Source organism: Bacillus subtilis subsp. subtilis str. 168 (genome assembly GCF_000009045.1).
In the GTDB taxonomy this organism is placed as follows: domain Bacteria; phylum Bacillota; class Bacilli; order Bacillales; family Bacillaceae; genus Bacillus; species Bacillus subtilis.
The window spans coordinates 3,491,574-3,512,476 of sequence record NC_000964.3 but is presented as its reverse complement, the minus strand read 5'-3'; the positions used below and the strand labels follow the sequence as shown (position 1 = coordinate 3,512,476).

At 45.8% G+C, this 20,903-nt stretch carries 18 protein-coding genes; 15 read left to right on the top strand and 3 right to left on the bottom strand.

The window, feature by feature from the left end:
- Positions 1–5: 5 nt before the first annotated feature.
- Complete coding sequence (lutP, locus tag BSU_34190; protein NP_391299.1) at positions 6–1,697, bottom strand: L-lactate permease; 1,692 nt, start codon at positions 1,695–1,697, stop codon at positions 6–8.
- Positions 1,698–1,986: 289 nt separating this feature from the next.
- Here lutP and lutR point away from each other — a divergent pair, with 289 nt between their 5' ends.
- The 7 genes from lutR (at position 1,987) to ganB (ending at position 10,826) form a co-directional block, all read left to right on the top strand.
- A complete protein-coding gene (gene lutR / locus BSU_34180; protein NP_391298.2) occupies positions 1,987–2,646 on the top strand; it encodes an L-lactate utilization global transcriptional regulator (GntR family) in 660 nt (219 codons plus the stop codon).
- Between the two features lie 179 nt (positions 2,647–2,825).
- Entirely contained in the window at positions 2,826–3,818 is a 993-nt protein-coding gene (gene ganR, locus BSU_34170; protein ID NP_391297.1) for a transcriptional regulator of the galactan degradation operon (GanR / beta-1,4-galactobiose), read from the top strand.
- 140 nt (positions 3,819–3,958) lie between these two features.
- Positions 3,959–5,224 (top strand): polygalactose / cyclodextrin-binding lipoprotein, encoded by a 1,266-nt coding sequence (gene ganS, locus BSU_34160; RefSeq protein ID NP_391296.1) that lies wholly within the window; start codon positions 3,959–3,961, stop codon positions 5,222–5,224.
- 39 nt (positions 5,225–5,263) lie between these two features.
- Complete coding sequence (gene ganP, locus BSU_34150; protein NP_391295.1) at positions 5,264–6,520, top strand: galacto-oligosaccharides (galactan) oligomer permease; 1,257 nt, start codon at positions 5,264–5,266, stop codon at positions 6,518–6,520.
- A 3-nt stretch (positions 6,521–6,523) separates the two neighbouring features.
- Positions 6,524–7,375: a galacto-oligosaccharides (galactan) oligomer permease gene (gene ganQ / locus BSU_34140; RefSeq protein ID NP_391294.1), complete on the top strand. Its 852-nt coding sequence runs from the start codon at positions 6,524–6,526 to the stop codon at positions 7,373–7,375.
- An 18-nt stretch (positions 7,376–7,393) separates the two neighbouring features.
- Complete coding sequence (ganA, locus tag BSU_34130; protein NP_391293.1) at positions 7,394–9,457, top strand: short chain beta-1,4-galacto-oligosaccharides beta-galactosidase (beta-galacto-pyranoside hydrolase); 2,064 nt, start codon at positions 7,394–7,396, stop codon at positions 9,455–9,457.
- A gap of 79 nt (positions 9,458–9,536) precedes the next feature.
- Positions 9,537–10,826 (top strand): endo-beta-1,4-galactanase, encoded by a 1,290-nt coding sequence (gene ganB / locus BSU_34120; protein NP_391292.2) that lies wholly within the window; start codon positions 9,537–9,539, stop codon positions 10,824–10,826.
- A 53-nt stretch (positions 10,827–10,879) separates the two neighbouring features.
- Here ganB and rsbP read toward each other — a convergent pair whose 3' ends face one another.
- The gene (gene rsbP / locus BSU_34110; RefSeq protein ID NP_391291.1) at positions 10,880–12,091 is read right to left on the bottom strand and encodes a phosphoserine protein-phosphatase; all 1,212 of its coding nucleotides are present in this window, start codon (positions 12,089–12,091) and stop codon (positions 10,880–10,882) included.
- Between the two features lie 35 nt (positions 12,092–12,126).
- Positions 12,127–12,936, bottom strand: coding sequence for a regulator of RsbP phosphatase (gene rsbQ, locus BSU_34100; protein ID NP_391290.1), 810 nt, complete (start codon positions 12,934–12,936; stop codon positions 12,127–12,129).
- A gap of 283 nt (positions 12,937–13,219) precedes the next feature.
- Here rsbQ and yvfR point away from each other — a divergent pair, with 283 nt between their 5' ends.
- The 8 genes from yvfR to yvbX all read left to right on the top strand — a co-directional run bounded on the left by yvfR (position 13,220) and on the right by yvbX (position 20,822).
- Positions 13,220–14,125: a putative ABC efflux transporter (ATP-binding protein) gene (gene yvfR / locus BSU_34090; RefSeq protein ID NP_391289.1), complete on the top strand. Its 906-nt coding sequence runs from the start codon at positions 13,220–13,222 to the stop codon at positions 14,123–14,125.
- A complete protein-coding gene (gene yvfS / locus BSU_34080; protein ID NP_391288.1) occupies positions 14,126–14,863 on the top strand; it encodes a putative ABC transporter (permease) in 738 nt (245 codons plus the stop codon). It abuts the gene before it with no gap.
- Positions 14,864–14,866: 3 nt separating this feature from the next.
- A complete protein-coding gene (yvfT, locus tag BSU_34070; RefSeq protein NP_391287.2) occupies positions 14,867–15,982 on the top strand; it encodes a two-component sensor histidine kinase [YvfU] in 1,116 nt (371 codons plus the stop codon).
- Between the two features lie 16 nt (positions 15,983–15,998).
- Positions 15,999–16,601 (top strand): two-component response regulator [YvfT], encoded by a 603-nt coding sequence (yvfU, locus tag BSU_34060; RefSeq protein ID NP_391286.1) that lies wholly within the window; start codon positions 15,999–16,001, stop codon positions 16,599–16,601.
- Positions 16,602–16,775: 174 nt separating this feature from the next.
- A complete protein-coding gene (lutA, locus tag BSU_34050) occupies positions 16,776–17,492 on the top strand; it encodes an iron-sulfur oxidase subunit used in L-lactate utilization (protein NP_391285.1) in 717 nt (238 codons plus the stop codon).
- 26 nt (positions 17,493–17,518) lie between these two features.
- The gene (gene lutB, locus BSU_34040) at positions 17,519–18,958 is read left to right on the top strand and encodes a component of an iron-sulfur oxidase linked to L-lactate utilization (RefSeq protein ID NP_391284.1); all 1,440 of its coding nucleotides are present in this window, start codon (positions 17,519–17,521) and stop codon (positions 18,956–18,958) included.
- Positions 18,958–19,680: a component of an iron-sulfur oxidase for L-lactate utilization gene (gene lutC / locus BSU_34030; RefSeq protein ID NP_391283.1), complete on the top strand. Its 723-nt coding sequence runs from the start codon at positions 18,958–18,960 to the stop codon at positions 19,678–19,680. Before lutB ends, lutC begins: the two co-directional genes overlap by 1 nt.
- Before the next feature lie 107 nt (positions 19,681–19,787).
- A complete protein-coding gene (yvbX, locus tag BSU_34020) occupies positions 19,788–20,822 on the top strand; it encodes a putative epimerase modification of peptidoglycan (RefSeq protein NP_391282.1) in 1,035 nt (344 codons plus the stop codon).
- The last annotated feature ends 81 nt before the right edge of the window (positions 20,823–20,903 follow it).

The window sequence follows — 20,903 nt, the reverse complement described above, 5'->3', positions numbered from 1 at the left end:
TTTTTTTAAGGAATCATCCAGCTGAATACGTGATGCTGCAAAAAGGTGATGATACAGACGAGCAGCAGCAAAAACAGACTGTGTTTAATGGTAAAGCGGAAAAGATCTGACTCCTTTCCGGCGAGTCCTACCGCGGCGCACGCCACCGCTATCGACTGCGGTGAAATCATTTTTCCTGTGACACCGCCTGAAGAGTTGGCGGCCACAGACAGAACGGGGTCCATGCCGACTGATAATGCGGTGACTTTCTGCAGGTTGCCGAACAGCAGGTTGGCAGAAGTATCCGAGCCGGTAATGAAGACGCCGAGCCAGCCGAGAACGGGCGAAAAGAAGGTAAACATCGAACCTGTCAGCGCGAGTGTCATCCCGAGTGTCGTGCTCATTCCCGAGGAGTTGGTGACATAGGCAAAACCAACGACAGAAGCAATGGTCAAAATCGGAAGCTTCAATTCCTGGACTGTTTCTTTAAAAACGGTTCCCCAGTCTTTCCACGAAATCGCCGTGATGAATTTTGACAGCACTGCGGCAATCAATATCGCGGTGCCGGCCGAACCAAGCACCTCCAACTTGTAAACCGCTTCAATCGGCGTACCGTCAGCATTGACAATCTGATTGTTCAAAAAAGGCACACCGGGGGAAAAAGTCAGTTTTTCTCCAACAGCATTCAGCCACTTCAAGAACACCGCAGAGCCTTCATAATGCCCGGTCAGCGCGGATTTGACAGATGGAATGCCCCATACGGAAATCATCGCCGTCAGCAGCAGAAATGGCGACCAAGCCTTAAAAATCTGTCCGCCTCTGTATGCAGGCGCCGCCGGATTTGTGCGCGCCGTTTCAATTGAGGCGGCCGACTCTTGTTCACCGGCAAACCGGAATGTTGTTTTCGGCTTCCACCATTTCAAAAACACAGCAAGCGCAGCCATTGAAACAAGAGCTGACAAAACATCGGGCAGCTCAGGCCCTAAAAAATTGGAACTGAGATATTGAACAACAGCAAAGGAAACACCGGATACGAGAATCGCCGGCCAGATCTCCAAGGCTTTCCTGAACCCGCTCATGATGATGATTAAATAAAGAGGAATAAATACGGATAAAAACGGCAGCTGCCGCCCAACCATTTGCGAAATCTCCATCGCCGGAATCCCTGTCGGCCCTTCTACGGCTGTAATTGGAATCCCAATTGCCCCAAAGGCAACCGGCGCCGTATTGGCGATCAAACAGATCCCCGCAGCATAAAGAGGATTAAAGCCGAGACCGACCAGCAGCGCGGCAGAAATGGCGACCGGCGCTCCGAAGCCTGCTGCCCCTTCTAAAAAAGCCCCGAATGAAAAAGCGATCAAGAGAGCTTGAAGCCGTCGGTCATCAGTAATCGAGAGAACAGAGCTGCGAATGATATCAAACTGTCCCGTTTTCACAGTGATTTTATACAAAAAAACAGACGTCACAATGATCCAGCCGATCGGCAACAATCCGTATACGGCTCCTTGTGTCGCGGACATCAGCGCTTTTTCCGCCGGCATACGATAAACCAATACAGCAATGATAAGGGCGATCCCCAATGTGGCCAAGCCTGCTGTATACCCCTTCATCCGTTTAATCGCGAGTGCCCAAAAAAAGAAAATAATCGGTACAAGTGCGGCAAGCGCTGATAATAGCAAATTTCCCCCTATAGGCGTATATGCCTGTGTCCATTGCATCCCAAACCCCTCCTTGAAACATAAACTGGCGCCATATGTAAGCGGTTTCTATAGATGATATGATCATCTGATGACTGGGTAATAAGACCAGTTACCTAGCATTATATTTTGAAAAAAATCAAAGTACAAGACTTTTTGACAAAATAGTCAAAATCTTTTGGCGGCCCACAAAACAGAGTATAATAGATCGTAAACAGCCAGACCTACAAGTTACGGGGTGAATTGCATTGAAATATAAACAGATTAAAACAAAAAAATATATGAAGAAGTAGCGGATGCCCTATTAGATATGATCAAAAATGGCGAATTGAAGCCGGGGGATAAACTGGACTCTGTTCAGGCGCTTGCTGAGAGCTTTCAAGTCAGCCGTTCAGCGGTTCGCGAAGCACTTTCTGCGCTAAAAGCGATGGGGCTTGTCGAAATGAAACAGGGAGAAGGCACGTATCTGAAGGAATTTGAGCTCAATCAAATTTCTCAGCCGCTCTCAGCCGCCCTTCTGATGAAAAAAGAGGACGTCAAGCAGCTGCTCGAGGTCAGAAAACTGCTTGAAATCGGCGTGGCTTCACTAGCGGCTGAAAAAAGGACAGAAGCAGATCTCGAAAGAATTCAGGATGCACTAAAGGAAATGGGCAGCATTGAAGCGGACGGGGAGCTGGGAGAGAAAGCAGACTTTGCATTTCATCTTGCGCTTGCGGACGCTTCTCAAAATGAACTTCTTAAACACTTGATGAATCACGTGTCATCATTGCTGCTGGAAACAATGAGGGAAACGAGGAAAATCTGGCTGTTTTCCAAGAAGACCTCCGTTCAGCGGCTGTATGAGGAGCACGAACGGATTTACAATGCTGTGGCTGCCGGGAACGGTGCACAGGCGGAAGCCGCCATGCTGGCGCATTTGACGAATGTGGAAGATGTGCTTTCGGGATATTTCGAGGAAAATGTGCAATAACCAACTCATTTCCCGGGCAATTCCGCCGGTTCCGAATGATACGAACAACTGAGACTGAGCCGCAAATGGTTCAGTCTTTTTACATGGCAGCCAGAGGGCTTTGTGCACTTGACATTTGTGAAAAAGAAAGTAAAATATTTTACTAAAACAATGCGAGCTGAATAATGGAGGCAGATACAATGGCGACAATTAAAGATATCGCGCAGGAAGCGGGATTTTCAATCTCAACCGTTTCCCGCGTTTTAAATAACGATGAAAGCCTTTCTGTTCCTGATGAGACACGGGAGAAAATCTATGAAGCGGCGGAAAAGCTCAATTACCGCAAAAAAACAGTAAGGCCGCTGGTGAAACATATTGCGTTTTTATATTGGCTGACAGATAAAGAAGAATTAGAAGATGTCTATTTTAAAACGATGAGATTAGAAGTAGAGAAACTGGCGAAAGCATTCAATGTCGATATGACCACTTATAAAATAGCGGATGGAATCGAGAGCATTCCTGAACATACGGAAGGGTTTATTGCCGTCGGCACATTTTCAGATGAAGAGCTGGCTTTCCTCAGAAATCTCACTGAAAACGGCGTGTTCATCGATTCAACTCCTGATCCCGATCATTTTGACTCGGTAAGGCCCGATTTGGCACAAATGACAAGGAAGACGGTAAACATCCTGACTGAGAAGGGGCATAAGAGCATCGGTTTTATCGGCGGCACATACAAAAATCCGAATACCAATCAGGATGAAATGGACATCCGTGAACAAACCTTCAGATCCTATATGAGGGAAAAAGCCATGCTGGACGAGCGCTATATTTTCTGTCATCGCGGATTCTCTGTAGAAAACGGCTACCGCCTGATGTCAGCAGCGATCGACACATTAGGCGATCAGCTTCCGACTGCTTTTATGATTGCAGCGGACCCGATTGCAGTGGGCTGTCTGCAAGCCCTGAACGAAAAAGGAATTGCCATACCAAACAGGGTAAGCATTGTGAGTATCAACAACATCAGCTTCGCGAAGTATGTCTCGCCTCCTCTGACGACGTTTCATATTGATATACATGAATTATGTAAAAACGCTGTTCAATTACTGCTTGAACAAGTGCAGGACAAGAGAAGAACGGTAAAAACATTATATGTGGGCGCAGAATTAATCGTCAGGAAGAGTATGAATTAAGGATGACTTAGGACACTAAGTCATTTTTTATTTAGGTAAAAAAATTTACTCTATGAAGTAAATAGTTTGTTTACACATTTTCTCAGGCATGCTATATTATCTTTAAAGCGCTTTCATTCCTACCGAAAGGGTGACAATCAATGAAAATGGCAAAAAAGTGTTCCGTATTCATGCTCTGCGCAGCTGTCAGTTTATCCTTGGCGGCTTGCGGCCCAAAGGAAAGCAGCAGCGCCAAATCGAGTTCAAAAGGGTCAGAGCTTGTTGTATGGGAGGATAAAGAAAAGAGCAACGGCATTAAAGACGCTGTGGCTGCATTTGAAAAAGAGCATGATGTGAAGGTCAAAGTCGTTGAAAAACCGTATGCCAAGCAGATTGAAGATTTGCGAATGGATGGACCGGCCGGCACAGGCCCTGACGTGTTAACAATGCCAGGGGACCAAATCGGAACCGCTGTCACGGAAGGATTACTCAAGGAATTACATGTCAAAAAAGACGTTCAATCACTTTATACTGACGCTTCCATTCAGTCTCAAATGGTAGATCAAAAGCTTTATGGACTGCCAAAAGCGGTCGAAACGACTGTGCTTTTTTACAACAAAGATCTCATCACAGAAAAGGAATTGCCCAAAACGCTGGAAGAGTGGTACGACTATTCCAAAAAGACTGCTGACGGCAGCAAATTTGGCTTTTTAGCCCTATTCGATCAAATTTATTATGCAGAAAGTGTGATGAGCGGATATGGCGGATACATTTTTGGAAAGGCCAAAGATGGGAGCTATAACCCGTCAGACATTGGAATCAATAATGAAGGAGCTGTCAAAGGTGCGGCGCTGATTCAGAAGTTTTACAAAGATGGCCTGTTCCCGGCTGGCATTATTGGAGAACAAGGGATTAACGTGTTGGAATCGCTGTTCACAGAAGGAAAAGCCGCCGCAATTATTTCTGGTCCATGGAATGTAGAAGCCTTTTCGAATGCAGGAATCAATTATGGCATTACGAAACTGCCGAAGCTGGAAAATGGGAAAAACATGAGCTCCTTTATCGGCGTCAAAAGCTACAACGTCAGTGCATTTTCAAAGAATGAAGAGCTGGCGCAAGAATTAGCCGTTTTCCTGGCAAATGAAAAAAATTCTAAAACACGATATGAAGAAACGAAAGAAGTTCCTGCTGTGAAATCCCTAGCCAATGACCCGGCTATTATGAAAAGCGAGGCGGCACGGGCTGTTACTGAACAATCCCGTTTCTCAGAGCCAACACCAAATATTCCGGAAATGAATGAAATATGGACGCCGGCTGATTCAGCATTACAGACGGTTGCAACAGGGAAGGCAGATCCGAAACAAGCATTGGATCAAGCAGCTGAAACGGCCAAAGGACAAATTAAGGCAAAGCACAGCGGAAAATAAAGAGAAAGCTAGATTTGTATTGTAAGAGAGGTGAAAACGGTGCAGCATCGTCAAGTCGCTTTGTTGCTTTCTATCATTCCGGGACTCGGGCAATTTTATAACAAGCAATGGATAAAAGGTATTGTCTTTCTTTTCTTAGGCGCATCGTTTTTTGCGGTCTTTGGAGATCTGCTCAATATGGGGTTTTGGGGAATCTTTACACTGGGAACAGAAGTGCCGCGGGATAATTCCGTTTTTCTGCTGGCGGAAGGGATTATTGCTGTCATCGTGACCTGCTTTGGCCTTGCGGTGTATTATGTAAATCTTCGCGATGCGTTCCAAAGCGGAAAACAGCGTGATGAAAATAAGCCATTAAGTTCCTTAAAGGAACAATACCAGCATATCATTTCTGAGGGCTATCCTTATGTCGTCAGCGGCCCATCTTTGTTTATTTTAATTTTCGCCGTGATCTTTCCTATCTTATTCAGCTTTGCATTAGCGTTTACAAACTATGATTTGTATCATTCTCCTCCTGCAAAATTAATTGATTGGGTCGGTTTTCAAACGTTCGCAAATATTTTCACAGTTGATATTTGGAGGTCGACTTTTTTTGATGTACTGGCTTGGACGGTGGTTTGGACACTTGCTGCATCCACACTGCAAGTCACCTTGGGGATTTTTCTCGCGATCATTGTTAACCAGAAAGACCTTCGGTTTAAACGTTTTTTTCGGACGATTCTGATTTTGCCATGGGCCGTTCCCGGTTTTGTGACGATTTTAATTTTTGCGGGACTGTTTAATGATAGCTTCGGTGCGATGAATCACGACATCTTGGCTTTCTTCGGGATAGATCCGCTTCCGTGGATGACAGATGCCAATTGGTCGAGGCTTGCATTGATTCTCATGCAGGGCTGGCTCGGATTTCCGTACATCTTTCTCGTCTCAACAGGCGTATTGCAATCCATCCCGGACGATCTGTATGAAGCAGCTACGATTGATGGCGCTTCTGTCTTTTCAAAGCTGAGATACATCACGCTTCCGATGGTGTTCATTGCAATGGCTCCGATTATCATTACTCAGTTTACGTTTAACTTTAATAACTTTAATATTATCTATCTATTCAATGGCGGAGGTCCGGCTGTAACCGGATCAACAGCCGGCGGGACAGATATCCTCGTTTCATGGATTTATAAATTGACAATGCAGTCCAGCCAATATTCACTTGCTGCGGCTTTAACCATTTTATTATCTGTATTTGTTATCTCCATCGCATTGTGGCAGTTCAGACAGACAAAGTCTTTTAAAGAGGAGGCATAAGGTATGCTGGCAGATATGAAAGTCAGAAGATATATCCGTCTCCTTTTCTCTTACTTGTTGCTAGCCTTTATGGCGGTCATCATTGTTTATCCTCTCCTTTGGACGGCAGGCGCAAGCTTTAATCCCGGCAACAGCTTAATCAGTACATCCATCATTCCGAAGCATCCGACATTCGATCATTACAAGGAATTATTTGCGGGCAAGGAAAGCCTTCAATATGTGCAGTGGTATGTCAACTCTATGAAGATCAGCCTGTTTACAATGGCAGGGTCTTTGCTCTGTGTGACGTTTACGGCCTATGCGTTTTCGCGCTTTCGGTTTAAAGGGAGGAAATACGCTTTAACGCTCTTTTTATTGCTGCAGATGATTCCTCAGTTTTCAGCTTTAATTGCCTTGTTTGTGCTGGCGCAAATCTTGGGAATGATCAATAGCCACTGGCTGCTAATCTTGCTTTATATCGGCGGCCTGATCCCGATGAATACGTATTTGATGAAAGGGTACATGGATTCCATTCCGATGGATTTAGACGAAAGCGCCAAGATTGACGGAGCCAGCAGCACCAGAATCTTCTTCCAGATCATTCTGCCATTATCAAAACCGATGGCGGCAGTCGTGGCCATGAACGGCTTTACCGGTCCGCTCGGAGATTTTGTGCTGTCCTCAACCATATTGAGAACGCCTGAATCATATACATTGCCCGTCGGTCTATTCAATTTAGTGAATGATGTCATGGGGGCCAGCTATACGACATTTGCGGCCGGAGCCCTGCTTATCAGCATACCGGTTGCCGTCATCTTTATTATGCTGCAAAAGAATTTTGTGTCCGGATTAACCGCAGGCGGAACGAAGGGCTAAGAGAACAAGGAGGAGAATGTGATGTCAAAGCTTGAAAAAACGCACGTAACAAAAGCAAAATTTATGCTCCATGGGGGAGACTACAACCCCGATCAGTGGCTGGATCGGCCCGATATTTTAGCTGACGATATCAAACTGATGAAGCTTTCTCATACGAATACGTTTTCTGTCGGCATTTTTGCATGGAGCGCACTTGAGCCGGAGGAGGGCGTATATCAATTTGAATGGCTGGATGATATTTTTGAGCGGATTCACAGTATAGGCGGCCGGGTCATATTAGCAACGCCGAGCGGAGCCCGTCCGGCCTGGCTGTCGCAAACCTATCCGGAAGTTTTGCGCGTCAATGCCTCCCGCGTCAAACAGCTGCACGGCGGAAGGCACAACCACTGCCTCACATCTAAAGTCTACCGAGAAAAAACACGGCACATCAACCGCTTATTAGCAGAACGATACGGACATCACCCGGCGCTGTTAATGTGGCACATTTCAAACGAATACGGGGGAGATTGCCACTGTGATTTATGCCAGCATGCTTTCCGGGAGTGGCTGAAATCGAAATATGACAACAGCCTCAAGACATTGAACCATGCGTGGTGGACCCCTTTTTGGAGCCATACGTTCAATGACTGGTCACAAATTGAAAGCCCTTCGCCGATCGGTGAAAATGGCTTGCATGGCCTGAATTTAGATTGGCGCCGGTTCGTCACCGATCAAACGATTTCGTTTTATGAAAATGAAATCATTCCGCTGAAAGAATTGACGCCTGATATCCCTATCACAACGAATTTTATGGCTGACACACCGGATTTGATCCCGTATCAGGGCCTCGACTACAGCAAATTTGCAAAGCATGTCGATGCCATCAGCTGGGACGCTTATCCTGTCTGGCACAATGACTGGGAAAGCACAGCTGATTTGGCGATGAAGGTCGGCTTTATCAATGATCTGTACCGAAGCTTGAAGCAGCAGCCCTTCTTATTAATGGAGTGTACGCCAAGCGCGGTCAATTGGCATAACGTCAACAAGGCAAAGCGCCCGGGCATGAATCTGCTGTCATCCATGCAAATGATTGCCCACGGCTCGGACAGCGTTCTCTATTTCCAATACCGCAAATCACGGGGGTCATCAGAAAAATTACACGGAGCGGTTGTGGATCATGACAATAGCCCGAAGAACCGCGTCTTTCAAGAAGTGGCCAAGGTAGGCGAGACATTGGAACGGCTGTCCGAAGTTGTCGGAACGAAGAGGCCGGCTCAAACCGCGATTTTATATGACTGGGAAAATCATTGGGCGCTCGAGGATGCTCAGGGGTTTGCGAAGGCGACAAAACGTTATCCGCAAACGCTTCAGCAGCATTACCGCACATTCTGGGAACACGATATCCCTGTCGACGTCATCACGAAAGAACAAGACTTTTCACCATATAAACTGCTGATCGTCCCGATGCTGTATTTAATCAGCGAGGACACCGTTTCCCGTTTAAAAGCGTTTACGGCTGACGGCGGCACCTTAGTCATGACGTATATCAGCGGGGTTGTGAATGAGCATGACTTAACATACACAGGCGGATGGCATCCGGATCTTCAAGCTATATTTGGAGTTGAGCCTCTTGAAACGGACACCCTGTATCCGAAGGATCGAAACGCTGTCAGCTACCGCAGCCAAATATATGAAATGAAGGATTATGCAACCGTGATTGATGTAAAGACAGCTTCAGTGGAAGCGGTGTATCAAGAAGATTTTTATGCGCGCACGCCAGCGGTCACAAGCCATGAGTATCAGCAGGGCAAGGCGTATTTTATCGGCGCGCGTTTGGAGGATCAATTTCAGCGTGATTTCTATGAGGGTCTGATCACAGACCTGTCTCTCTCTCCAGTTTTTCCGGTTCGGCACGGAAAAGGCGTCTCCGTACAAGCGAGGCAGGATCAGGACAATGATTATATTTTTGTCATGAATTTCACGGAAGAAAAACAGCTGGTCACGTTTGATCAGAGTGTGAAGGACATAATGACAGGAGACATATTGTCAGGCGACCTGACGATGGAAAAGTATGAAGTGAGAATTGTCGTAAACACACATTAGGCTGATGCTCCGCTCGATATGGGCGGATTCTTTTTTCTATAGAATGAAAACGCTTGCTAAGTCTTGGGGGGATGAAATCATGAAAAGCAAAGTGAAAATGTTCTTTGCGGCTGCCATCGTGTGGAGTGCATGTAGTTCAACAGGATATGCCGCTGCCATTGAGAAGGAGAAGCACGTGTCAGAGCTTCGGGCAGAGGATCTTTTTGTTAAAAAAGTAGAGGGGATGAACAAGGATTTTATCAAAGGGGCAGATGTATCCAGCGTTATTGCTTTGGAAAACAGCGGTGTCACCTTTTACAATACAAACGGAAAACGCCAGGATATCTTTACAACTTTAAAACAGGCTGGGGTCAACTATGTTCGCGTCCGCATCTGGAATCACCCGTATGATTCAAATGGCAACGGGTATGGCGGGGGAAACAATGATGTTCAAAAAGCCATCGAAATCGGAAAAAGAGCGACAGCGAACGGAATGAAGGTGCTGGCCGACTTTCACTACTCTGATTTCTGGGCCGATCCAGCGAAACAAAAGGTGCCCAAAGCCTGGGCGAATCTCAGCTTTGAAGCAAAAAAAGCAAAGCTCTATGAGTATACGAAACAAAGCCTGCAAAAGATGATCAAGGAAGGCGTTGACATCGGCATGGTTCAGGTCGGAAATGAAACAACAGGAGGATTTGCCGGTGAGACTGATTGGACGAAGATGTGCCAATTATTTAATGAAGGAAGCCGAGCGGTCAGGGAGACAAATTCAAATATTTTGGTCGCCCTGCATTTTACCAATCCTGAAACGGCTGGAAGGTATTCATTTATTGCAGAAACACTCAGCAAAAACAAAGTGGATTATGATGTGTTTGCTAGCTCCTATTATCCTTTCTGGCATGGCACATTACAAAATTTGACCTCCGTGCTGAAGGCTGTTGCCAATACGTACGGCAAAAAAGTCATGGTGGCGGAGACATCGTACACCTATACCGCTGAGGATGGCGATGGGCATGGAAATACAGCACCAAAAAGCGGGCAGACGTTGCCATATCCAATTTCTGTTCAAGGCCAGGCAACTGCAGTAAGAGATGTAATGGAGGCAGTGGCGAATACGGGCAAAGCAGGACTTGGTGTTTTCTACTGGGAGCCGGCGTGGATTCCAGTCGGGCCGAAGACACAGATAGAGAAAAACAAAGTGTTATGGGAAACATACGGGTCAGGGTGGGCGTCCAGCTATGCTGCTGAATACGACCCTGAAGACGCCGGGAAGTGGTATGGGGGAAGTGCTGTAGATAATCAAGCTTTATTTGATTTTAATGGACACCCGCTGCCTTCCTTGCAGGTGTTTCAATATGCGGAGTCAGGACATATTCCAAAGAAACGCTGAAACAAAAAAATCCATGAGATGTAACAAATCATTGTTATGTCTCATGGATCATTTTATTTTACATCAACTAATATAAAACATTCGTCATCACTCTTATGATGAGCTTCCTTTTGATGCTGCAGTGATGTAAGGATTTTCTCCTTCAGGTCAGCGATTGGCGAATCAGGATGATCCTTTAGTAAATCAAATAAATAACATGAAGCCGTAGGATCCATCACGCCATCCGTATACAGAAGCAATCTTCCGTCCTCCGTGTATGAAAGGCTGCTTGACTGAAACTCTAAGTCTTCAAACATCCCGATCGGAGGCGAGGTCGCGTGAAGCAGATGTTGAGTTCCGCTATCGTCCTGCCAAAGTGCCGGCGGATGCCCTGCGTTGACATAATCAATTCTTTGCCGTGCTATATCAATCTCGAGATAAATAGCAGTGCAATAATGTCTTGCTTCCTCATCATTTTGAAACAAGCTGTGAAGGTGCCGGTCCAATTCCTTCATAACTTTAACGGGGCTGAGACCTTGCGTGATCTGGCGCTGGAACAAAGGATGAAGAGACATCGTAATCAATGCAGATGAAATTCCGTGCCCCATCACATCAAGGATAATAATGCCGTAACGGTGTTCATCGATTTGATAATATCCGTAAAGATCACCTGACAATTCACTCGATGCGTTGTAATAAGAGTCAATCTGAACCTGATCGTTTACAATCGGTTCAGTCAACGAGTTTTTCTGGATCTTTCTGGCGAGTTCAAGCTCTCTTTTGGTGTTTAATTTAAATTGTTGATTTTGTTTATTGATCTCAAGAAGTTCTTCTTGTTTTGCTTTCAGCGTTTCCAAGGCAATTTCTAACTCCGCATTGGCTTTCTGTTTGGCAAGCAAAGCTTCCTGAGCCTCATTTCTGGCTATCAGCAGCTCATTTTCATATTCATTTCGCTTTCGCATTGGAATCAGAACACAATCAAAGACAGAAGCCCCGCTATCGTGTCTCGCAATAGCATTGATAAGGACGGGAATTTCTTCTCCATCTCTTGCTTTCAGGGAAATGTATATTTCTTCGATGTGATGCTCCAATTTCAAAAGCGGAAAAAAATAAAGCTGGCAGAAAAGCTGCGCGGGAATGGTCAACATCATATTCATGTGCTGGCCGATAACCTGCTCCGGTTCATAATCCAGAATCTTGATAAGGGTGCGGTTGGCAGCTATGATCGACCCCTCTTCTGACAAAGCGAGGAAACCGCATGGTGCATCATTCAATTGTTTGTCCATCTAAGAGGGTCACCTCTATCCCTTTCGTTCCTATATCACACGTGTGCTTTTAAATAATCGCCGATCAGCTGTATCGTCTCATCTGGATGGCTCATATGAGGGCAATGTCCGCGAGCCTCCATTTGTTTCAGACTGCTATAAGGCAGATGCTGATGCATATACTTACCTACTGTTGCAGGTGCGATGATATCATCTGCACATTGGAGAATAAGAGAGGGAACCGTTACCTTCGAAAGATCCTCTCGGTGATCAGAAAAAAACGCCGCTTTCGCGAATTGGCGGGCAATGACAGGATCAGTAGAACAAAAACGGCTTTCAAGCTCTTCCTTAATTTCAGGCCGATCTGGCTGATTCAGAACGGTTGCCGCAAATACAGTCGCCCAGCCGATATAATTTTTCTCCATCATCTCCAGCAAGCCAAGGAGCTGCTCCTCTTCAAATCCTCCGTAATACTCAGGCGGATCATTCAAATAGCAAGGAGAAGGCCCCACCATCACCAGATGGGAAAAAAGCTCCGGGCGGCGGATGGATGCAAGCATCCCAATCAAGGCCCCGACGGAGTGACCCACAAACACGGTTTCCTTCAGATCTAAAGCTTCACAAACATCAAGAACATCCTGGGCATAGCCGTCAAGTGTCTGGTAACGATTCAGGTCATATGCGCGCAAATCTGAATGTCCCGAACCGACGTAATCAAATAAAATCACCCGATGATCTTCTTCAAAGGCAGGTGCCACGGCATTCCACACGCTTTGATCGCATCCAAAACCAGGTGCGAACATGATAGATGCTTTGCCGCTGCCTTTCACCTTCACATGATTTCTAGACAAAATCGCTTCGTTCATGATTGGCTCCTTTCAGCCGGAAAGTAATATAAAGTTCAATATTTCTATCATAACACTCGGATGGTTTGAAGAGTGTATCTTTCTATGAATGTCACAGCAGTTTAAAAGAAAGAGGACATGGGAGATAGAAAAGATGGATGAATTGGAAGATGCAGGAGGAGGATTGCCTAGACACCGGGGTGAGAAAAAAATGACATTTGTCACTCCATCATCATGACACCCCATACTAACATCGTCTTCTCCGTCATTTTACAATCAATGTAAACGATCAGGAGGTGCTCATGTGATGAAAGAAGCAGTAACAGTAAGCAACGTGACAAAACATTTCCAGCGAAAAACCGCTGTAAACAACATCAGCTTCAGTATTGAAAAAGGAGAAATTGCAGCCATTCTCGGGCCAAATGGGGCAGGGAAGACGACCGTCGTCTCGATGATATTAGGATTGCTGAAACCGAGTGAGGGAGAAATCAAACTATTTAACCGGGTTCCCGATGATCAACAGGTTCGTGAAAAAATAGGTGTAATGCTTCAGGAAGTAAGTGTCATGCCGGGCCTTAAGGTGGATGAAATCCTTGAACTCTTCCGGAGCTATTATCCGAATCCATTGTCCATGAAAGAACTCGTTTCGTTAACAGCACTCACCAAAGAAGATTTGAAAACAAGAGCAGAAAAATTATCCGGCGGACAAAAACGCCGTTTGAGCTTTGCTTTGGCTCTTGCCGGGAACCCGGAGCTGCTTATACTTGATGAACCGACAGTCGGCATGGACACTTCATCAAGACACCGATTCTGGCAGACCATTCACGGACTGTCGGACCAAGGAAAAACGATTATTTTTTCAACTCATTATTTACAGGAAGCAGATGATGCCGCACAGCGAATCCTATTTTTTACTGAAGGACAGCTTGTTGCAGACGGCTCACCAATGCAAATCCGCTCAAGAATTCAAAAACAGTCTGTTTCCTTTACGCTTCATTCAAGTGAATCATTGGAAAGGCTGTCTTGTCACCCGGAAGTCGAGAGAGTGATCCACGAGCATGAGAGAACCATCATCCAGACATCAAATACAGACAAAGTGTTGGCGCTGATCTTTCAAGAAAACATACATGCACGGGATATTCGAATTGAGCAAGCAACGCTCGATGAGGCATTTCGCCAGCTGGCTGACGGCAACAGGGAGGCGATGTGAGTGAACGTGCTGCAAAAGCAAAGCATCGCTGAAATGAAAAGGGTGCTTAGGAACAAGTACTTTGTGCTTTGGTCTCTGATCATGCCGATTGCCTTTTATTATTTCTTTACAAATGTAGTGAATACCAACGTCCCTGATCAACGTGCATGGGAAGCCCATTACCTGATGTCGATGACAGTCTTCAGCGTGATGGGTTCCTCTATCATGACGCTTGGCATCCGAATGGTACAAGAACGGTCACAAGGCTGGGCCGCCTTTATCCGCCTTACGCCTCTTCCGGATCATATCTATTTATCAGCTCAGATGATCGGCCAAAGTGTCATTCACGTTTTATCAATTACCGTCATATTTCTGTTCGGCGCAATCATCAATGATATTGCCTTGTCACCGTTTGAATGGATGATGAGCGGACTGTGGATTTTGTTTGGCGCATTGCCTTTTTTAGCATTAGGCACACTAATCGGCCTCATGAGAAAAGTAGAAACAGCGGCCGGAATCAGTAATGTGCTTTATATGCTGCTGGCTTTAGGCGGAGGGATGTGGATGCCGTTTGAGGTCATGCCTGACATGATGCAGAGCATTGGCCAGTGGCTTCCGTCTTATCATTTCGGGAGCGGAGCGTGGGAACTTGTCCGGGGTGGGAGTCCGACTTGGAAAAATATTCTGATATTAATCGCTTATATGATGCTCTTCATGCTACTATCTAAATATATAAGAAGAAAACAAGAAGCGGTGTAATACATGAAAAAGGCAATATCTATTTTCCCGAAGGAATTCGGGTTTTTCCCTTATATCTTTCTGGTGTATACGATTATGCCGTTCCTCTCTTTATTAAAAGAATCAGGGGTCAAACAGGGGATCGGATATGGTATGCTGCTCCTTTTTGTAGCGGCATATCGCCAGTTATTCTGCAGCGTGGGCAAAGCTTCGTTTACATATTGGCTTATCGTGCAAATGGCGGTTATTTTGATGTATAGTGTGTTTTACAATATCACCTATATATACTTAGGTTTTTTTCCGGCAAACTTTGTTGGTTATTACAAAGAGAAAACGAATTTTAACCGTGCGTTCTGCGCTTTAATCTTTATACTGCTTTTTCCATGCCTATACCAATTTATCGCGAATTCGGTCTCGCTTCGGGAGCTTTTTTCTGTTCTCCCGTTTCTCGTCATTATGCTCATTTCTCCATTCGGAATTCGTTCTATGTTTCGGAGGATTGAGCTTGAAGCTAAGCTTGCACAAGCCAACGAACAGATAAAAGAACTCTCTAAAAGGGAGGAACGTGTTCGAATCGCCCGTGATCTTCACGATACTCTTGGCCACACCCTGTCGCTGCTTACATTAAAAAGCCAGCTCATTCAGCGGCTGGCTGCATCTGATCCAGAACGGACCAAGCTTGAGGCAAAAGAAATGGAAACCAGTTCACGCTCCGCACTCAAGCAAGTTCGAGAGCTGGTTTCTGATATGAGAACGGTCACGATAACAGAGGAGCTCGTAAACATTCAGCACATATTAAGAGCGGGGAACATTACCTTTCAATACGAAGGAGCCGACGACTTTTCAGTGATATCTCCCGTCACTCAAAATATTATCAGTATGTGTATGCGGGAAGCCGTGACTAACATTATCAAGCACAGCAAAGCAACCCACTGTGCCATCACCATTTCTCAATTTGCTGACAAAATGAGGATCGTAATACGGGATGACGGAAAGGGAGCGCCGAAGGAGAAAATGTTTGGGAATGGCCTGTGGGGAATGGAAGAACGGCTCATGCTCATTGAAGGGGGATTAACGGTTTCAGACCATAACGGAACGGTTGTGGCACTGACGATTCCGCTTATTAAAAAAGCAGAATGATTGGAGGACGAAAAGAATGATTCGTCTGTTTATTGCTGAGGACCAGCGAATGCTTTTAGGCGCTTTGGGATCTTTGCTTGATTTAGAAGAGGATATGACAGTCATCGGACAAGCATTAAACGGGGAAGAGGCGCTACATGCTATTTTGAAGCTGGAGCCGGATGTATGCATTATGGACATTGAAATGCCGGTTCGAAGCGGGCTGAATGTGGCAGAGGAATTAATGAAAAAAGGCTGCGTCAGCAAGGTCATTATTTTAACCACCTTTGCCCGCCCCGGATATTTTGAACGCGCCGTAAAGGCCGGTGCACATGGCTATCTGCTGAAAGACGGTGAAATTGACGATCTGGCCGATGCCATTCGAAAATGTGTAAAGGGAAAACGTGTCTTCAGCCCTGAGCTGACGTTTAATATGATGCGAGACGAAAATCCGCTAACCGTTAGAGAGCAAGAAATTCTGAGGCTTGCGGCTTTAGGCAAGACAACAAAAGACATTACGCTGGAGCTCTATTTATCTCAAGGCACAGTTCGAAACTATATCTCAGAAATCATCCAAAAGCTTAATGCGAAAAATCGGACAGAAGCCGCCAGCATCGCTGAGGAAAAGGGCTGGATCTAACCATATACTGCACTCCTGGGAGATCGGGAGTGTTTTTGATATGCCACAAATGAAAATATCCCTAGAAAACTCTTTCCTTCCATTGTCAGAATAGTGTACGATATTCATATAGTTATTTTAACTCAGGTCATCAGATGACCTGATCATATATTGGGGATGAGAGAGGGGTTCATCATGAAAGTCTCACTTTTTGTCACTTGTCTTGTTGATATGTTTCAAACAAATGTCGGAAAAGCAACGGTTGAGCTGCTGGAGCGGCTTGGGTGCGAGGTTGATTTTCCAGAAGGGCAGATTTGCTGCGGACAGCCGGCTTACAACAGCGGCTATGTACATGACGCCAAAAAAGCAATGAAACGGATGATCGAAACGTTTCAGGATTCCGAATATGTTGTCAGTCCTTCGGGTTCCTGCACAACGATGTTCCGGGAGTATCCGCACCTGTTTCAGGATGATCCGAAATGGGCCGATAAAGCGAAAAAGCTGGCGGATAAAACGTATGAACTGACAGATTTTATTGTGAACGTCCTTGGGGTAGAGGATGTCGGCGCGACCCTTCATACAAAAGCGACCTTACATACGTCGTGCCATATGACTAGGCTGCTGGGTGTTCGGAAGGAGCCGATGAAGCTGTTGAGCCATGTGAAGGGCCTGCAGTTTACAGAGCTTCCGGGCAAACATAACTGCTGCGGATTCGGAGGAACGTTCTCAGTCAAGATGGCGCAGATTTCTGAGCAGATGGTCGATGAAAAAGTCGAATGTGTGGAGGAAACGGGAGCAGAGGTGCTGATCGGTGCTGACTGCGGCTGTTTGATGAATATCGGGGGACGGCTTGGCCGAAAAGATAAGAATGTCAAAGTGATGCACATCGCCGAAGTGCTCAACAGCAGATAAAACTGGATTCAGAGGGGGAAAGGATCATGGCGATGAAAATCGGTACTGACGCTTTTAAAGAGCGGGTATCACAGGGGATTGATAATGAATTTATGAGAGGCGCTGTTTCAGGTGCACAGGAGCGTCTGCGGACGCGGCGCCTAGAGGCAGCAGAAGAACTGGGAAACTGGGAGGAGTGGCGCTCATTATCAGAGGAAATCAGGCAGCATGTCCTTGAAAACCTTGATTTCTATCTCGGACAGCTTGCCGAAAATGTGGCGAAAAGAGGCGGACATGTCTATTTCGCGAAAACAGCGGAAGAGGCGTCTTCCTATATTCGGGATGTCATTCAAAAGAAGAACGGGAAGAAAATTGTGAAATCTAAATCAATGGTCACAGAGGAAATCAATCTGAATGAGGTGCTGGAGAAGGAAGGCTGTGAAGTCGTAGAAACCGATCTCGGCGAGTATATTTTGCAGATTGATGATCACGATCCGCCGTCACATATCGTAGCGCCCGCTCTTCATAAAAATAAAGAGCAGATACGCGATGTGTTTAAAGAAAGACTGGACTATCAACATACAGAAAAACCGGAAGAGCTGGTGATGCATGCGCGCGCCATTCTCCGGAAAAAGTTTCTGGAAGCGGATATCGGCATTACCGGCTGTAACTTCGCCATCGCTGACACGGGTTCCGTCAGCCTTGTGACCAATGAAGGAAATGGACGGCTTGTGAGCACCTTGCCGAAAACACAAATTACCGTCATGGGAATGGAGCGGATTGTCCCGTCATTTTCTGAATTTGAAGTGCTAGTCAGCATGCTGACTAGAAGTGCTGTCGGACAGCGGCTGACAAGCTATATTACAGCTTTGACGGGTCCGAAGCTGGAAGGTGAAGTGGACGGTCCGGAAGAATTCCATCTTGTCATCGTTGATAATGGACGATCCAATATCCTTGGAACGGAATTCCAGTCTGTGCTGCAATGTATCCGCTGTGCCGCCTGTATCAATGTCTGTCCTGTGTACCGCCATGTCGGCGGACATTCATACGGCTCAATCTACTCGGGGCCGATCGGAGCTGTTTTATCACCGTTGCTCGGCGGTTATGACGATTATAAGGAGCTGCCGTACGCATCTTCACTGTGCGCTGCTTGTTCAGAAGCCTGCCCGGTCAAAATCCCGCTTCATGAGCTGCTACTCAAGCATCGTCAGAATATCGTCGAAAAAGAAGGCAGGGCGCCGATCAGTGAAAAGCTTGCAATGAAAGCATTCGGACTTGGCGCATCCTCCTTATCGCTTTACAAAATGGGCTCAAAATGGGCGCCGGCCGCCATGACGCCTTTTACAGAGGACGAAAAAATTTCGAAAGGGCCCGGCCCGCTTAAAAATTGGACCCAGATTCGCGACTTCCCGGCACCGCATAAATCGAGATTCAGAGACTGGTTTGCGGACAGAGAAACAAGTGAACGCACGAAGGAGGAGCAGTGATGACGAAGGGAACCATTCAGAATCAAGAGAGCTTTTTAAACCGAATCGCATCCAGCCTGGGCCGTGAACGAAGAACAGGAGGCGTGGCAGTCCCTGAATGGGCGCATCAGCCGCAATATAAAACACTTGAAGGTTATTCAGCGGATGACTTAGTCACAGTGCTCAAAAACCATTGTGTCAAAATCCATACAGAGCTGATTGAAACGGATTCAACCGGCCTTTACGATGCCCTGCGCGAGCAAGTCAGCCGCTTTTCTGGAGGCCCTGTCATCATTCCGAAGGACCCCCGCTTTGAAGAATACGGACTGAAAAGCCTGCTCACCAAGGACTGGCCGAGTGAAGGAACGCCGGTCTGGGAGTGGGATGCTGACAAAGGCGAGGAAAATATTAAAAAAGCGGAGCAAGCCAATGTAGGGATTACATTCAGCGAAATTACATTGGCTGAGTCGGGGACGGTTGTCCTCTTCTCCTCAAAAGACATCGGCCGCTCTGTCAGCCTTTTGCCAACGACTTATATTGCGATCGTGCCGAAATCAAGCATTGTACCGAGAATGACACAAGCCAGTGATATCATCCGCCAAAACATTGCGAACGGTGTCACTGTTCCTTCATGTATCAACTACATTACCGGACCGAGTAACTCAGCCGACATTGAAATGGATTTAGTTGTGGGGGTGCATGGACCAGTAAAGGCAGCATATATTCTCGTCTCTGACCGCTGAACTCAGGAAGCCCGGCAGGCATATGCCGGGCTTTTTGCTTGAAAAAACTTCAACTTCCAATTTTTTGGCCGATGAGAAGAGTATGACTTGATACAGGAGGAAATGCGATGAAAAAATGGCTGATCATAGCGGTTTCACTGGCGATTGCGATTGTTCTGTTTATGTATACAAAAGGAGAAGCGAAGGCAGCCGGTATGACAGTAGGCTACACGACTGGGGATACGGCTTCATACAATTCTCTTACGAAATATCATACATACATGAATGCCATCGCAACCGATACATTTGCGTTTGAAAAAAACGGACAAATCATTGGCGATGCCCCAACTAAGCAGCTGACATATGCGAAAAAGAAAAAAATCAAGACATGGGCTGTCATTTCAAACTATAATGATGCCATTTATGATTTTGACGGAGATTTAGCGAGTCGGGTCATGAGCAATAAAACAGCGAAAAAACGATTCACAGATCAGTTAATTACACTGGCCAAAAAGCACTCATATTACGGAATCAATATCGATTTTGAAGCAGTAAATCCAGAAGACCGCGCTGCATACTCGAACTTCATTCAATATGTCTCACAGGCTTTGAATAAGAAACATATTAAAACAATGGTATCCGTTCCGGCCAAAAGCGCCGATGATAAAAATGATGACTGGAGCTGGCCGTATGATTATGCGAAAATCGGCAAATATGCCGACTTCGTACAAGTCATGACCTACGATGAACACGGCATTTGGGGTGAGCCGGGGTCAGTGGCAAGCACAAACTGGATCAAAAGCTCTCTGCAGTTTTCAGTCAAAAAGATCAAAGCCAATAAAGTCATCATGGGAATCCCTGCGTACGGCTATGACTGGGATGTAAAAGACGGAAGTACCAGCACAATAAGGGAATGGAATGAGCTCAAATCCCTCATCAAAAAACAAAAAGCAAAGCCGGCATTCAACAAAAAATCAGGCTCGATGACGTTTTCTTATGTTGACAAAAAGAAGCATAAACATGTCGTGTGGTATGAAAACGAAAAAACCGTTCAAACGAAAAGCCATCTGGCAAAGCAATATAAAATAGCAGGTGTTTCAGTTTACGCATTAGGAAACGAGTCAGAATCCTTTTGGAAAGCCATTCGAAAAGGGACAAAATAACAGTTTCTTTTTTCTCTGAAGTTATTGACAGTTAAAAGAGAAGCACGTATATTATGTTAATATATTCAGATCATAAAATTT